General features: G+C 71.5%; 14 protein-coding genes and 3 tRNA genes. 7 read left to right on the forward strand and 10 right to left on the reverse strand.

Going from position 1 to position 14,415, the window contains the following annotated elements:
• Nucleotides 1-71 precede the first annotated feature (71 nt).
• Together ACFWYW_RS09855 and ACFWYW_RS09860 are read right to left on the reverse strand one after the other, a co-directional pair.
• Nucleotides 72-1,187, reverse strand: coding sequence for a response regulator transcription factor (locus tag ACFWYW_RS09855; protein WP_379623659.1), 1,116 nt, complete (start codon nt 1,185-1,187; stop codon nt 72-74).
• A gap of 66 nt (nt 1,188-1,253) precedes the next feature.
• Nucleotides 1,254-2,795 (reverse strand): heme peroxidase family protein, encoded by a 1,542-nt coding sequence (locus tag ACFWYW_RS09860; protein WP_379639325.1) that lies wholly within the window; start codon nt 2,793-2,795, stop codon nt 1,254-1,256.
• A gap of 247 nt (nt 2,796-3,042) precedes the next feature.
• On the opposite strand from ACFWYW_RS09860, the gene ACFWYW_RS09865 reads away from it, so the two are divergent.
• The 4 genes from ACFWYW_RS09865 to ACFWYW_RS09880 all read left to right on the forward strand — a co-directional run bounded on the left by ACFWYW_RS09865 (nt 3,043) and on the right by ACFWYW_RS09880 (nt 6,563).
• Nucleotides 3,043-4,536 carry a M20/M25/M40 family metallo-hydrolase gene (locus tag ACFWYW_RS09865; protein ID WP_379623655.1) on the forward strand — a complete coding sequence of 498 codons (1,494 nt, stop codon included), beginning with the start codon at nt 3,043-3,045 and terminating at the stop codon, nt 4,534-4,536.
• A gap of 71 nt (nt 4,537-4,607) precedes the next feature.
• The gene (locus ACFWYW_RS09870) at nt 4,608-5,186 is read left to right on the forward strand and encodes a helix-turn-helix domain-containing protein (RefSeq protein ID WP_379623653.1); all 579 of its coding nucleotides are present in this window, start codon (nt 4,608-4,610) and stop codon (nt 5,184-5,186) included.
• Nucleotides 5,187-5,331: 145 nt separating this feature from the next.
• Nucleotides 5,332-6,201, forward strand: a complete 870-nt coding sequence (locus ACFWYW_RS09875; RefSeq protein ID WP_379623651.1) for a DUF1684 domain-containing protein — start codon at nt 5,332-5,334, stop codon at nt 6,199-6,201.
• Nucleotides 6,198-6,563, forward strand: a complete 366-nt coding sequence (locus tag ACFWYW_RS09880; protein WP_379623649.1) for a nuclear transport factor 2 family protein — start codon at nt 6,198-6,200, stop codon at nt 6,561-6,563. Before ACFWYW_RS09875 ends, ACFWYW_RS09880 begins: the two co-directional genes overlap by 4 nt.
• 65 nt (nt 6,564-6,628) lie before the next feature.
• On the opposite strand, the gene ACFWYW_RS09885 is transcribed toward ACFWYW_RS09880, so the two are convergent.
• From ACFWYW_RS09885 to ACFWYW_RS09905, 5 genes are all read right to left on the reverse strand, one after another.
• On the reverse strand, nt 6,629-7,381 hold the full coding sequence (locus ACFWYW_RS09885; RefSeq protein ID WP_379623647.1) for a phosphotransferase family protein: 753 nt from the start codon (nt 7,379-7,381) through the stop codon (nt 6,629-6,631).
• Nucleotides 7,382-7,611: 230 nt separating this feature from the next.
• Nucleotides 7,612-7,686: transfer RNA gene (locus ACFWYW_RS09890), tRNA-Val, on the reverse strand.
• A 14-nt stretch (nt 7,687-7,700) separates the two neighbouring features.
• Nucleotides 7,701-7,771 (reverse strand) — tRNA-Cys (locus ACFWYW_RS09895).
• Between the two features lie 29 nt (nt 7,772-7,800).
• Nucleotides 7,801-7,872 (reverse strand) — tRNA-Gly (locus tag ACFWYW_RS09900).
• Between the two features lie 55 nt (nt 7,873-7,927).
• Nucleotides 7,928-8,563, reverse strand: coding sequence for an amino acid-binding protein (locus tag ACFWYW_RS09905; RefSeq protein WP_379623645.1), 636 nt, complete (start codon nt 8,561-8,563; stop codon nt 7,928-7,930).
• A 187-nt stretch (nt 8,564-8,750) separates the two neighbouring features.
• On the opposite strand from ACFWYW_RS09905, the gene ACFWYW_RS09910 reads away from it, so the two are divergent.
• On the forward strand, nt 8,751-9,521 hold the full coding sequence (locus ACFWYW_RS09910; protein WP_379623643.1) for a hypothetical protein: 771 nt from the start codon (nt 8,751-8,753) through the stop codon (nt 9,519-9,521).
• Between the two features lie 43 nt (nt 9,522-9,564).
• Here ACFWYW_RS09910 and ACFWYW_RS09915 read toward each other — a convergent pair whose 3' ends face one another.
• Nucleotides 9,565-9,960 (reverse strand): hypothetical protein, encoded by a 396-nt coding sequence (locus tag ACFWYW_RS09915; RefSeq protein ID WP_379623641.1) that lies wholly within the window; start codon nt 9,958-9,960, stop codon nt 9,565-9,567.
• Between the two features lie 110 nt (nt 9,961-10,070).
• Between ACFWYW_RS09915 and ACFWYW_RS09920 the strand changes: the two genes are divergently transcribed.
• Together ACFWYW_RS09920 and dusB are read left to right on the forward strand one after the other, a co-directional pair.
• On the forward strand, nt 10,071-10,874 hold the full coding sequence (locus tag ACFWYW_RS09920; protein ID WP_379623639.1) for a heme ABC transporter ATP-binding protein: 804 nt from the start codon (nt 10,071-10,073) through the stop codon (nt 10,872-10,874).
• A gap of 39 nt (nt 10,875-10,913) precedes the next feature.
• Nucleotides 10,914-12,023 carry a tRNA dihydrouridine synthase DusB gene (gene dusB / locus ACFWYW_RS09925; protein ID WP_379623637.1) on the forward strand — a complete coding sequence of 370 codons (1,110 nt, stop codon included), beginning with the start codon at nt 10,914-10,916 and terminating at the stop codon, nt 12,021-12,023.
• Here dusB and ACFWYW_RS09930 read toward each other — a convergent pair.
• Together ACFWYW_RS09930 and ACFWYW_RS09935 are read right to left on the reverse strand one after the other, a co-directional pair.
• Nucleotides 12,020-12,634 (reverse strand): DNA-binding response regulator, encoded by a 615-nt coding sequence (locus ACFWYW_RS09930; RefSeq protein ID WP_379623635.1) that lies wholly within the window; start codon nt 12,632-12,634, stop codon nt 12,020-12,022. The genes dusB and ACFWYW_RS09930 overlap by 4 nt on opposite strands.
• A gap of 105 nt (nt 12,635-12,739) precedes the next feature.
• A complete protein-coding gene (locus ACFWYW_RS09935) occupies nt 12,740-14,359 on the reverse strand; it encodes a sensor histidine kinase (RefSeq protein WP_379640952.1) in 1,620 nt (539 codons plus the stop codon).
• Nucleotides 14,360-14,415 lie beyond the last annotated feature (56 nt).

A 14,415-nucleotide genomic window follows, 5' to 3' on the forward strand; every position in this document is an offset into this window, starting at 1 on the left:
GTGGCTGTCCTGAACCAACGTGCTCTTCCATCTAACATCGCCATCAACTCTGCGCAAACAGCACATGTGATTCAGGAAAGAAGTCCTAGTTCGTAACCCACCGCCAGTGCCTCGGCCCGATTTCGGACATCCAGCTTGCTGAACAGGCGTGACTGAATGTTCTCCACGGTCTTGGTGGTGATGGCCAAAGCCTGGGCCGTCTGCCGTACCGAATGGCCCGTCGCTATGGACCGCAGGATCTGCAGCTCGCGGTCGGTGAGCGCCGAGCGCGCCGCCGCGCGCCTGCTCATCTCCGGGTGTACGGCCCGGCCCAGCTCACTGATCGGCACCACCGCGTCCGGCGCCGGAGATGTGATGACCTGGCCGAACGCGGTCTCGGTGACCACGACCACGCGGGCGCCGAGCGCGTGCATGTGGTGCCAGGCGCCGGACTCGTCGATGATCACGGCCACCAGCGGGCGGCGGAGCATGAGCGTGTCGTCCTCGTGCGTCCAGCGGTCGCCGGCCACGAAGACCGGCAGGTGCTGCCGGATCAGGTTCTCCACGACGGCGTCCCGGCAGCTTCCCGGCCCGCCGAAGACGACCGCCAGCGGAACCGTGGCCGGCCGGGCCCCGGACCGGAACAGCAGGCCGAGCCGGGCGGCCAGCGAGACCAGGTTCACCCGGCTGTGCACCTCGGTCTTGGCGAAGATGCGGCGCATGTGGTTCTCGACGGTGGCCGGGGCGATGCCGAGCATCCTGGCCGCCTCCTGCACGCTGTGTCCCGAGGCGGCCAGCGCGAGGACGTCCAGGTCGCGCCGGGTCAGGACCGGCGGGTGGGCGGGGCGGGCGCGTGGTTCGAACGGGCAGCGCCGTACCGCTTCGAGGAGGGCGGCCAGCCCGCGCGAGTAGGGCACCAGCGTCAGTCCCGCGCCCACCGCCCGCACCACGTCGCGCACGTCCATGCTCGCGTAGGTGAGCACGAGGCCGCGGCCGTGTAATCCCGGGATCTTGGCCATCACCTCCTCGAAGTCGTCCGCGACGTCGATCACTGCGACGTCGACGTCGCGGATGCGGCAGAGTCGTTCCAGGTCGGAGAGGTATTGGGTGAGCCCGGACATGCTCAGGCCGGGCTGCCCGGTGAGGGCGGTGGCGAGCGCTTCGCGGAGCAACCGGTTGGCGGAGTGCGCGGCCACGTGGATGGCCATACGCAGAATGTACTCAAAAGAAGCTTTCTTGTCTGTAAACAGCTCTTACCGGAAGTTGTCAGGGTGTCACTGTCCCCGGCTGGCCGGATCGAGCCTGGCGAACCGCAGCAGATCGACCATGGTGAACGTCCCCGGGCTGCGGCTCGGCAGCGTCGGCCGCCAGCCCGGACTGGCCGCGAGGTAGGAGCCGGGGTCCTTCTGCAGCAGGCCGACGAAGACCTCGCCGATCAGCCGGGCGCCGACTCCGGCCAGCTGGATGCCGTCGCCGAGGTCCTGGCCCTCCTTGAGCACGTAGTACCAGAGCGGCGCGTTCGTGCCGAAGCCGAACGGGCCGAGCTCGGAGGTGTCGACGTGCGGGACGCCCATCGTCGTGGCCAGGCGCTGACCGGACGGCAGCGACCAGGTGAGATGCCGCAGCAGGTTGCGGGTGGCCAGCGAGATCGGCGGGTCGCCGCTCGGGATGGAGCGCAGCGGCAGCTGGAAGAGCGGGGTGGAGAGCTGGGTGTCCATGCGCTTGTTCGGGCGTACCTGGCCGTCGCCGAAGTTGAAGAACGTCTGCCAGCCGATGAAGCGCCGCCCGGCCCGCGCGCCGCCCCGCAGGTCCACCGGGTCGGCCTGGCCCTCGGCCACCGGGTCGAAGATGAAGCCGAAGAACGGCTGGCCGCCGTCGCCGGCCAGGTTGGCCCGGTAGGACGGGCGGATCATGCTGTGGCCGAAGCGGTAGGCGATCTGGAACTCCACCGGGATCGACGGCGCGCCGGGCGGCCGGTAGAACTGGCGGCCGAAGCGCAGGATGTGGTCCACGAGCGGCCGGCCGACGATCTGCGGCAGGAACTCGTTCAGGATGATCCACTGGTAGTGCCACAGCACCGTACGGCGGGCCGTCTCGAACAGGGCGTTCTCCGGTGTGCCCTGGGCGCGCAGGCGCTCGGCGACCTTGTTGTGGAAGACGAGAAACGCCGCGTGCAGGCCCGAGATCATCAGGTTCTCGTCGTTGCGCGGGTCGCCGATGATCGCCTGCTGGTCCGGCCGCCTCGGCACGTCCTCGAACAGGCCGCCGCTCTCCACGCGCATCGTGATCCGGTCGGCGTTGAAGAGGTGCGGGCTGGCGGTGGGGCCACCGCCGTACACCGTGTCGAGGTCGAAGGCGGGGGTGCGCAGGTTCGGCGAGGACTCCGGCTGGGTCGGCACGCCCAGCGGCGAGGCGTTGTCGAAGGTCATGTCGTGGTCGAGGAACTGGCCGAAGAACGTGACGCCGGCGGTGTGGAAGGGGTTGTCGCGGTTGTTCGGGCTGAGCTCCGGGTTGGTGATCAGCCGGATCGGGCCCTCGTGCAGCGGGTCCTTGGCGTCCAGGATGCCGCCCAGCTTGCCCATCTCGGTCAGCGCCGCCCGTACCTGGGGCGTCGCCTGGGCGAACGGGGGCAGGTTGAACACCCGGCCGAAGTTGTTGACCAGCGTGCCCTCCTGCTCGGCGCGTGCTGAGGCGGCGATGGCGGCGTCCAGGTCGAGCGCGGCGATGGCCGCGCTCGCCCCGAAACCGCCGAGGAAGGTCCGCCGGGTGACGGCGGACGGGTCCGTGATGGGTGGGGGTAACCATCCTCGACGCATCTTGCTTCCTCCTCTGTACGGGGGGTTCGACGGGAAGCGTCGTCGCGTCGGGAGTGTGAGCTTGGCCGGAAGAGCGGCGCAATGACCCCAGGGGCCACCGGGTTTCCCAAGGGCTTCCCGCCCTCCCAGGGGGTACGCGGGGCCCTGGGGGTGCTCGGCCCTCCCAAGGGGTCTGTGCGCATGACTGGTCGATCCGGATTTGTGGAGTTATGTTCGGTCTCCCCGGATCTCCCCGCAGAGGAGTGGCATGAGATCACGTCTGCTCGCCGTACTCGCCACGCTCACCCTGGTCTTAGCCGGAGGCCTCCACCAGGCCACCGGCGCGACCGCGCTCGCCCCGCCCGACATCCCCCTCGCCAACGTCAAGGCACACCTGACGCAGTTCCAGAGCATCGCCACCAGCAACGGCGGCAACCGCGCCCACGGCCGCCCCGGCTACCTGGCCTCCGCCAACTACGTCAAGGGCCGCCTGGACGCCGCCGGATTCACCACCACGCTGCAGTCGTTCACCTACAACGGCGCCACCGGCTACAACGTCCTCGCCGACTGGCCCGGCGGCGACCCCAACGACATCCTCATGGTCGGCGCCCACCTCGACAGCGTCAGCGCGGGACCCGGCATCAACGACAACGGCTCCGGCAGCGCCGCCATCCTGGAGACCGCGCTGGAGGTCTCCCGGCAAGGGCTGCAGCCGAACAAGCACCTGCGCTTCGCCTGGTGGGGCGCCGAGGAGCTGGGGCTGCGCGGATCGCAGTACTACGTGACGAACCTGGCCGCCACGGAACGGGCCAAGATCAAGGCGTACCTGAACTTCGACATGGTCGGCTCGCCCAACGCCGGCTACTTCGTCTACGACGGCGACAACTCCGACGGCGTCGGCTCCGGCCCCGGCCCCGCCGGGTCGGCCGCTCTCGAGCGCACGCTGCAGGACTACTTCACCTCCGTCGGCGTCCAGACGCGGGGCACCGACTTCGACGGCCGCTCCGACTACGGGCCCTTCATCGCACGCGGCATCGCCGCCGGCGGCACCTTCACCGGAGCCGAGGGCATCAAGTCGAGCGCCCAGGCGCAACTGTGGGGCGGCACCGCCGGGCAGGCCTTCGACGTCTGCTACCACCGCGCCTGCGACACGACCTCGAACATCAACGACACCGCGCTCAACCGCAACGCCGACGCCGTGGCCTACGCCGTGTGGACCATCGCCACCGCCGTACCTCCCGTCGTGGTCTGGGAGGACACCTTCGAGACCGACAAGGGCTGGACCCGCCTGACCGGCAGCGCCACCACCGGCCTGTGGGAGCGCGGCGACCCCGAGGCCACGACCTCCAGCGGCGCCAAGCAGCTCGGCACCACCGTCAGCGGCGTCAACGACCTGGTCACCGGCCGCCTCGCCGGCGCCGCGGCGGGCGACCACGACATCGACGGCGGCGCCACCTCCATCCAGTCACCCGCGGTGACGCTGCCCAGCGGGACGGTGAAGCTGTCCTTCGCCTGGTACCTGGCCCACGGCAGCAACGCCGGCAGCGCCGACTACCTGCGGATCAGGGTCGTCGGCACGACGAGCGGCACGGTCTTCGAACAACTCGCCGCCGCCACGGACCGCGACGGAGCCTGGACCACCTCGACGGTGGACATCTCATCCTTCGCCGGCCAGAGCGTCCGCATCGTGGTCGAAGCCGCCGACGCCGCCACCGCCAGCCTCGTGGAGGCCGGAGTGGACGACGTCAAGATCATCCGCTAGCCGGTACGGCGCCGCCCCACCGCTCCGGGGGCGGCGCCGGGACCTTGCACCGCGGGCATACGATGTTGCCCATGGCGCAAGACGATGGCGAGCTGGACGGTCTCGTACGCAAACGGATCCGCGCCCTGCGCGTGGCGCAGGGCTGGTCGCTGGAGGAACTGGCCACCCGCGCCAATGTCAGCCAGTCCACGCTCTCGCGCATCGAGACCGGACAGCGCCGCCTCGCCCTGGACCAGCTGGTCACCCTCGCCCGCGCCCTGGACACGTCCCTGGACCAGCTGGTGGAGACCGCCTCCGACGACGTCGTCACCAGCCCGATGATCGACGGGGCCCACGGGCTGATGCGCTGGCCGGTCAAGGGCGACCCGGGCATGAGCGTCGTACGCCAGCGCATGACCGACCCGCCGCCGGACAACCCCGCGCGGATGCGCGCGCACCCCGGCCGCGAATGGCTCGTCGTGCTGTCGGGCACCGCGATCCTCATGCTGGGCCACCGCCGCTTCCGGGTCGAGACCAACCAGGCGGCGGAGTTCCCGACCATGCTCCCGCACGCGATCGGCGCCGAGGGCGGTCCCTGCGAGATCCTGGGCATCTTCGACCGCGACGCCCGCCGCGGCCACCAGCGCGACCGCGGCGACTCCTCTGCTTAGGACCGCGCGCCGCTGTTGCTCGCCGAGCAGCCGAACCGCCCATCGTCTTGCCTTCTACGCAACACGTGATGCTCTCCGCGCAAGCCGCTCGTAGGTTGGGTGGCCACGGCCCGCGTTTCGCGGCCGGAGAAGGAGGGAGCCACTCATGACCGATTCCCATCAGCAGGCGCCGCCGGACAGCCCCGAGGCGCTCGCCGGGTACGAAGCCTGGCGCGAGGGACGCTGGGAGGAGGTCGCCGGCCCGAACGGCAAGGCCAAGGTCGTCGCCAACGGCAAAGTGACCGATCACGAAACCCACACCATCCCCGGCATCCCCGGCACGTGGTCCACCAGCGCGACCGGCGCCCTGACCGTGACGGCGAGCGCCCGCGACGGCGTGCGGGTGGGCGGCGAAACCGTCGACGGAACCGCGGAGGTGGCGCCCGGCGGTTCGCTGGAGTTCTCCGGCGGACGCGTCGGCTTCGCCGGGGGCGGCGGCGGATCCTACGGCCTGGTCGTCATGGACCACCAGGCCGTCGAACGCTCCGGCCTCACCGGAATCGACACCTACCCCTATGACCCGGCCTGGGTCTTCGGCGGCGCGTACCGCGAGGCACCCGAGGGCCGCCGCATCGAGGTGGGACGGCTGACGTCGCCGCGCAGCACCGAGGCCATCCGGGCCCCCGTCGACCTCGCCGTGACCATCAACGGCACCGAACACGTGCTGGCCGTCCTCGAAGACATGCCCGGCCAGCGCCTGGTCGTGTTCACCGACGCGACGAACGCCGACACCACACCCGAGATCGGCCGCTGGCTGGACCTGCCGCTCCTGGAACCGGGCAGCGAACTCACCGTCGACTTCAACAGGGCGACGCTCTCCCACCACCACCTGCAGCCGTCCGTCTTCGTCTGCCCCCTGTCACCTCCCGGCAACCACCTGCCGATGCGCGTCGAAGCGGGCGAACGCGCCCTGGTCTACGACAAGTCCGGCCGGAACCGACCCACCGCACGCACGGAAAGCGAGACATCACCATGAGCCAGGACCTCAAGGACAAGGCCATCACCTACCTGCGCAGCCTGGAGAAGGCCGACTGGGACACCGCCCGCGCCCTGTGCGCGCGGACGGCCACCGTCTGGCACAACGACGGCAAGGGCGAGTCGGGCATCGAGGAGAACATCGAGGGGATGAAGGGGCAGATCCACACCATCGAGTCGATGCGCTACGACATCACCCGCCAGCTCTCCCAGCCCGGAGAAGTCCTTCAGCAGCACGTCGTGCACGTGGCCGCCAAGAACGGCGTACGCGGCGAGGTACACGCCGCGGTGTACTTCCGCTTCGACGACCAGGGGCTGATCACCCGCATCGAGGAGTACGCGAACTTCATCCCCGCCGACTGAGACGCCCCCCAGCGCTCACCCCCGCCGACTGAGACGGCCCGGCTCTCACCACGCGCCGTCCGGCCTCACATCCGGGCCTTCAGCACGTCCACCTCGCAGCCCGGCGAGGACGGGTCGAAACCGTGCTCGATCAGCCAGCGGATCGCCCGCAGGCTCCGCAACGACCACCACCCGCGGATCACGTCGAGGTCGACGTCGGTGCCGTAGCCGGCGAGGAGGTCACCGAGACGCTCCTCGTGTCCGAGCGTCAAGCTGGCCAGGTCGTACAGGGCGTCGCCCTGGCTCGCCTCGGACCAGTCGAGCACGCCGGTGACCTCGTCACCCTCGACGAACACGTGGGTGATCTGCAGGTCGCCGTGCGCGAACACCGGCGTCCACGGCCGGAGCGCGGCCTCGGCGACCTGGCGGTTGCGGGTGACCAGGTCGGTGGGAAGGACACCGTTCGCGACGAGCCACTCGCACTCGCCGTCGAGGTGCGCGGCGATCTCATCGAGGCTCCGGCCGGGCCACGGCGGCAGCGGCGCCTCGTGCAGCTTCCGTACGGCGGCGCCCGCCGCGGCCCACGCCGCCGGTGACGCGGCCGACGGCTCGCCGAGGCGGCCGAGCGCGGCGCCGGGGAGGGCGGCGAGCGCGAGCACGGGCGGCCTGCGCCACAGGACCTCCGGAGTCGGGACCGGCGCCATGGCCATCGCCTGGATCTCGACCTCGGTGCGCGTCTGATCAGCGTCGATCTTCAGGAACACTTCACCGACGCGCAGGGTCGCGCGCTCGCTATGGGCGACAACGACCTCGACCTCTTCCACGTCGACCTCTTCCACGTCGGCCATTGTCGCGGGGATGACCAAGAATGTCGCCAGAATTTCCCGCACGCCCGCGCCTGCGACCGCACGGCTGTGCGGCCGTCCGCCGCGCACGATCAAGGCACCCGAGGTTTGTAAGGGAACCTTCGACCAGAGATAGGCGCTGACCGGACAAGGTGGGAGCTTCCGCTCGACCGTGGGGACAGCCTCGCCCCCGCCCCCGAAGGGTGCGGAAGGCAAGACTGTGCTGGTGGACGATACTGGGATTGAACCAGTGACCTCTTCCGTGTCAGGGAAGCGCTCTCCCGCTGAGCTAATCGTCCGGGTATTCAACTAGAGGTGGAGACGGGATTTGAACCCGTGTGGACGGCTTTGCAGGCCGCTGCCTCGCCTCTCGGCCACTCCACCGAGCGAGGCCCCAACTTGCGGCCTCTCCGAGCGGAAGACGGGATTCGAACCCGCGACCCTCACCTTGGCAAGGTGATGCTCTACCACTGAGCCACTTCCGCGTCCGCCGCTGCTCGCGGCGACACAGCAACTCTAGCGGGTTTTTGGAGTGGATGCTCACTTGCGCAGCTGACGGGCCACGCTGCGTTCGGTCGCCGGGAGGCTGAGGAAGATCTCCAGGATGCGGGTGAGGCGGTGGACCTCGATCCGGTGGAAGGCCGGGCCGTCGGCTCTGGCCAGCATCAGCGTGAGGGCCAGCGGCGGGAGCGGGGCGTGGATGAGGTGCAGGCCGGTTTCCAGGGTGGTCGCCACGGGTCGGGGCGGGTTCTCGGGCGGGAGGATGATCTCCTGGGGGGCGCGCCAGCTGGAGTAGACGGTCGCCTCGGAGGTGGCCGCGGCGGCCCAGTCGGCGCTGAACAGCACCGGCAGCGAGTCGATGAGCGTGGTCAGCGCGCGCTCGCCGGCGGTGGTGATGTACTTGAGGATCTCCAGCTCGGGGTAGGTGCCGGCGGCTTCGCGGGTGGCCCAGATCGCCTCGACGCGTACACCCTGGACGGTCAGCAAGCCCTTGGCCAGCGTCTCCTTGGGGGTGCCGTCCGGGCAGAAGACGGTGATGTCGTCCACGGCCCGCCCGCCGCCGCGCTCCAGGACGGTCAGCTGCGTGATGTCGGCTCCGGCCACGCCCAGCACCCGGGTGACCTGACCGAGCGAACCCGGCCGGTCGGGCAGCGTGAGCCGTAGTCGAAGCAGCATCGGTCGCCTCCCCATCGATCGCAGCTCACAGCGTATCGGCGATGGTCGTTCAGGGTGCTGTCATCACGAATCTGCGCGACTTTCTGGTACGGCACGCACCTCCGGATACCGGCCATTCCCCCACGAGATGAACCGCCACGCCCCCCGGGAACGTCGTGGTGCGTGAAGGCGGTGGTGAGGAGTGAGGATGACCCCCAGAGGCGCACTGGCCGCGCTGGCCCTGCTCACGGCAGCCTGCGGCGCGAGCCCCACGACGGGCGCGGGTCCTGCGACGGGTGCTGGTCCCGCCAGCGGCGCAGGACCGTCCCCGTCGGGTTCGGTCGCTTCGCCGTCCACCGCCGAGTACGCCTGCCACGACCACAAGGTGCCGCTCAGCGTACTCACGGAGGGCAGGCCCGCGACCGGGCTCGGTCCCGACGGGCTGGCGGCGCTCAAGGGGGAGGAGGTGCGGCGCCCGCCCGACCTGGAGCGGTGGCGCATCGTGGAGGAAGGGCCGGAGCGCGTGGCCCTGATCGCCGGCCGCGACGAGGACGGCCGCCGGATGCCGGGGGGTGAGTACCGCTTCCTGGCCGTCGAGCGGTTCGGCCCGCGGCAGGCGGACGGGCGGCGGGGCTGGCACATGCGCTCGTCCGGCCGGTGCGACCTGCGGCGTGAGCTGGGCGGCGGCCTGGGTTCCGCCGAGCTGGCCCTGGAGTCGGTGTCGGGGAGCACCGTACGGCTGAAGGTCACCGAGATCGCCTGCGCGAGCGGCCGGTCCGCGCGGGGGCGGATCGAGGTGGCCGGCCTGGAGGAGAACGACCGGGAGGTCCGGCTGCTGATCGGCGTGTCCCGAGCGCCGGGCCGGGCGCAGACCTGCCAGGGCAACCCGCGCACGCCGTTCACGGTCGAGCTGTCCGCGCCGCTGGGCGATCGTGGGCTGCTGGACGCCGCGATCCACCCCGTCAGACAGATCCGCTGAAGATCCGGCGGATCCGGTGAAGGTCGGGCGGATCCACTGAAACTCAGGCGGGTTCGGTGATGGCCAGGCGGTCGGCGGCCCACAGGACGGCGGCGTCGTAGTCCACGGTGCCGAGGACGCGCAGGCCGCCGGGGCCCGGGTTCTCCACGAGGTCGGCCAGTGACGGGGTGGCGACCACGCTGACGTAGCCGACGCACCACTCGGCGATCTCGGCCTCGCGCTCCGACCAGAACGTGTGGATGATCTCCAGCGCCCCCTTCTCGGGCGCCTGGCGTTCGCGCTGGTCGACGACGACGGCGAAGCGGCGGTTCTCGGCCTTGGCGCGGGCGAGCACGTCGAGCATGCCGGCGTTGAGGTGGTCGGCTTCCGCGACGGTGAGGCGGCCGTTCTGGGAGGCGGTGACCAGAGGCCATCGGCCGAGGTCGACGAGGTTGCCCATGGGCATGGCTCCTTCAGTGACATAAGACTGCAAAACCGGTCAAACCTATCGCATAACGAGGATGTGGTATTAGGTGAGGCTAACCTAAATTACAACAGTGGAGGAAGAGCATGAGGCCACGCGTCCCCGCCCGCCCGGCCCACGGCACGGTCTACGCCGAGGCCGCGGGCGTGTGCTTCGCATACGGCCGTGAGCAGGTGCTGCGCGGCGCCGACCTGGCCGTGTCCGCCGGGGAGGTGCTGGCGCTCGTGGGGCCCAACGGCTCCGGCAAGTCCACGCTGCTGTCCGTGCTGGCGGGGGACGTGCGGCCGCGGGCGGGAGCCGTACACCTGGATGGGCGGCCGGTGGCCGCCTGGACGGCGCGTGAGCTGGCGCTACGGCGGGCGGTGCTTCCCCAGCGGCTCGATCTGGCCTTCCCGTTCACCGTCGAGGAGGTCGTGGGCATGGGACGGGCGCCGTGGGCGCGTACGCCGCGGGAGGAGCTGGACGCGGAGGTCGTCGAGGCCGAACTGGAGCGGACCGATGTCGCGCGGTTCAGGACGCGCGCCTTCCAGGAGTTGTCGGGCGGCGAGCGGGCGCGGGTGGGGCTGGCGCGGGTGCTGGCGCAGCGCACGCCGATGCTGCTGCTCGACGAACCCACCGCAGCCCTGGACATCCGCCACCAGGAGGCGGTGCTCGGGCTGGCCGGGGAGCGGGCGCGCGCGGGTGACGCCGTCGTCGTGGTGCTGCACGACCTCGCGCTCGCCGCGGCCCACGCCGACCGGGTGGCCGTGCTGTCGGAAGGAGTCGTGCGGGCGTGCGGGACGCCCGCACAGGTCCTCGGCGAGGAACTGCTCAGCAGCGTGTACGGCCACGCGGTCGAGGTGCTGCCCCACCCGCGCACGGGGGTGCCGCTGGTCGTGGCCAGGCGCTGAGTTTCCGTCAGAGGGGGAAAGTCGGCTACAACTGAACGGGTGAAGATTGGGCCGATAGGGGTGTGGCCGCCGGTCGTGCTGGCACCGATGGCGGGGATCACGAACGCGCCGTTCCGCGTGCTCTGCCGTGAGCAGGGCGCGGGGTTGTTCGTGTGCGAGATGATCACCACGCGGGCGCTGGTGGAGCGCAACCCCAAGACGCTCAGGATGATCAGGTTCGCCGACGAGGAGCGGCCGCGCAGCATCCAGCTCTACGGCGTCGACCCCGAGACAGTCGGGCGCGCGGTCAAGATGATCGCCGAGGAGGACCTGGCCGACCACGTCGACCTCAACTTCGGCTGCCCGGTGCCCAAGGTGACCAGGCGCGGGGGCGGGTCCGCGCTGCCGTACAAGCGCAATCTGCTGCGGCGGATCCTGCGCGAGGCGGTGCGCAACGCGGGCCCGCTGCCCGTCACCATGAAGATGCGCAAGGGCATCGACGACGACCACCTCACCTATCTCGACGCCGGGCGCATCGCGGTCGAGGCGGGCGTCGCGGCGATCGCGCTGCACGCGCGCACCGCCAAGCAGCATTACGGCGGGCAGGCCGACTGGGCGGCGATCGCGCGGCTCAAGGAGGCGGTGCCCGAGGTGCCGGTGCTCGGCAACGGCGACATCTGGAGCGCCGACGACGCGCTGCGCATGGTCGCCGAGACCGGCTGCGACGGCGTCGTGGTGGGGCGGGGCTGCCTCGGGCGGCCGTGGTTGTTCCGCGATCTGGAGAACGCCTTTAACGGCGATCCGTCGCGCGTGCGGCCGTCCCTGGGCGAGGTCGCCGATGTCATGGAACGGCATGCCGAAGGGCTGTCCGCCTGCTTCGACACCGAGCGGTACGCGGTGGCCGACTTCCGCAAGCACGTCGGCTGGTACCTCAAGGGCTTCACCGTCGGCTCCGAGCTGCGCCGCGCGATGACCACGGCCGAGTCGCTGGAGGAGCTGCGTACGGCCCTGGCCGAGCTCGACCGCGACCAGCCGTGGCCGCCCAACACCGACACCCCGCGCGGCAAGTCGGGCGAGCGGGACCGGGTGCACCTGCCGGACGGCTGGCTGGACGATCCGTGGGACAGCCATGTGCCCGCCGACGCCGAGTCGGACATCTCCGGCGGTTAGGGCAGCCAGCCCGCTTCGGTGGCGATCTTGACGGCGTCCACGCGGTTGCGGGCGTTGAGCTTCATGACGATGGCCGTCAGGTAGTTGCGCACGGTGCCCACCGACAGCCCGAGCCCCGCCGCGATCTCCGGGGCCTCGGCGCCGTCGGCGGCGAAGCGCAGCACCTCCAGCTCGCGCGGCGACAGCGGGTTGTCGCCCGCGTCCCAGGCGGTCAGCGCGACCTGCGGGTCGACCACGCGCCGCCCCGATGACACCTCGCGTACCGCCTCGGCCAGCCGCGCGGACGGCGAGTCCTTCAGCAGGAAGCCGGAGACCGACGCCGACAGCGCCCTGCGCACGGTGCCGGGACGGCTGAGGCCGGTCAGGATGAGCGTCTTGCAGGAGGGCAGCTCCTCGTGCAGGAGCTGGGCGGCGGTGAGGCCGTCGATCGCGGGCAGGTCGATGTCGATGATCGCCACGTCGGGGCGATGCCGCAGCGCCAGCGGGAGGATCATGTCCCCGCGCTCGGCCTGGGCCACGACGGTGAGGTCGGCCTCGAGCTCGATCAACGCCGCGAGGGCGCCGCGCACCATGCGGACGTCCTCCGCGATCAGGATCTTCAGAACGCGCACTGACCCATCCGAACAGCAGATTGTCTGGTTCGGCCGGCCCCTCTCGCGTGCCCGTGCCCGTGGGCGTGGCCTGACCCTGATCGTAAGTCGTCGCGACAGGACCGTCTAGGCGCCGCCGGGCACCTCCGCGACCACCACGAACCACCCCTCCTCACCGGGGCCGGCGGTGAGGCTGCCACCGAGGCCCTCCACGCGAGTACGCAGGTTCGGCAGCCCGGTACCGCCCGGCCGGGGCAGCGTGCCCGGTTCCACGCCGTTGTTGGCGACCCGCAGCCGCACCACGCCCTCGCCCTCCGCCGCCTCGATCACGCAGCGCGTGGCCTTGCTGTGGCGCAGCACGTTCGTGGTGGCCTCGCGTAAGACGATCCCGAGCACGGTCTCCACGTACGGCGGCAGCGGCCCGCAGGCCAGATCGAGCGTGGCCTCGATGTCGGCCGAGGTCAGCGTGGACAGCGACGACTCGCCCTCGGCGGCCAGCGACATCGCGTGCGAACCGCTGGCCGCGCCGCCCACGTCGATCAGCGCCTGCCTGGCGATGTCCAGCGACTCCTCGGCCTCGGCGCGGGCGCGTCCGGGGGAGCCGGGCAGCAGCCGGTAGGTCAGCTCGGTCTTGAGCGTGATCGCGGACAGGTTGTAGCCGAGCAGGTCGTGCAGGTCGCGGGCCACGCGCAGCCGTTCGCGCACGACGGCCATCCTGGCCAGCGAGCCGCGGGCCGCGTGGATCTCGAAGACGAGCGCCTGCAGGGACGTGATGCCGTACACGACCAGGCCGGTGAGCAGGGTGAACACGGCCGCGTAGACGATCGAGACGGGTGCCAGGCCGGCCGCCGCCGTGGCCGCGGCGATGCTGGCGGCGACGGCGGCGTACAGGGCCCAGCGCAGCGGGCCGGGCACCCACAGCAGGATCGAACCGGCCAGGAAGCCCGCCATCGCGCCCCATCGCTGACCGGCCCAGAGCAGCGGCAGGTAGGTGGCGGCGGCCTGGACCGACAGCGTGAGGGCGCGGACGCGGGGCGGCCAGCGGCGGGCCAGGTCGGAGGAGTGCGCGAGCTGCAGGGCCGAGATGACCGCGAAGCAGATCGCCGCCGCTGCCAGGCCCGCGCCGCCGAGTCCCTCCGAGACCGAGAACAGCATGGTCACACCGGCGTAGGCGGCCAGGACCACGACGGTCATGACGACCGCGGTGCGCGGGGCCCAGGGTGTGGGCGGGGCCGCCGGGCGGCGGGGCGGGGCCGTACCGGAGATCTCGACCGGGGTCTGGCCGGACGGCGGGGCGGCGTCCGCGCTCGCGAGCGGCACCCGCGCGGTGAGCAGGAAGCGGCCGTCGGCGTCGTGCACCGCGGACAGGGTTCCGCCCACCGCCTCCACCCGCAGCCGCAGGCTCTCCAGCGCGGTGCCCGAGCCGGCCGCGGCGCCCCTGACGCCGTCGTTGACCACGCTGAGCAGCACCGAGCCGTCCGCCGCGCGCGCCTCGATCCGGCACGAGCGGGCGTCGCTGTGGCGCAGCACGTTGGTGGCCGCCTCGCGCAGCACGATCGCCAGCACGGTGTCGGCCTCGCCGGGCAGCGGGCCGTCCGGGAGCACGGCCCGGGTGTCGATCCCGGCCGAGACCAGCGTGGACAGCGCCGTCTCCGCCTCGGCGGCCAGCGACATCCGCCGGTAGCCCCAGGCCGCCGCCCGTACGTCGGCGAGCGCCTGACGGGCGGTCTGCAGGGCCTCGCCCACCTCCTCCCTGGCCCGGTCGGGGGGGGGCGGGGGGCGCCGGGGGGGCCCCCCCCGGC

The sequence above is a fragment of the Nonomuraea sp. NPDC059023 genome, assembly GCF_042740095.1.
Lineage (GTDB): Bacteria > Actinomycetota > Actinomycetes > Streptosporangiales > Streptosporangiaceae > Nonomuraea.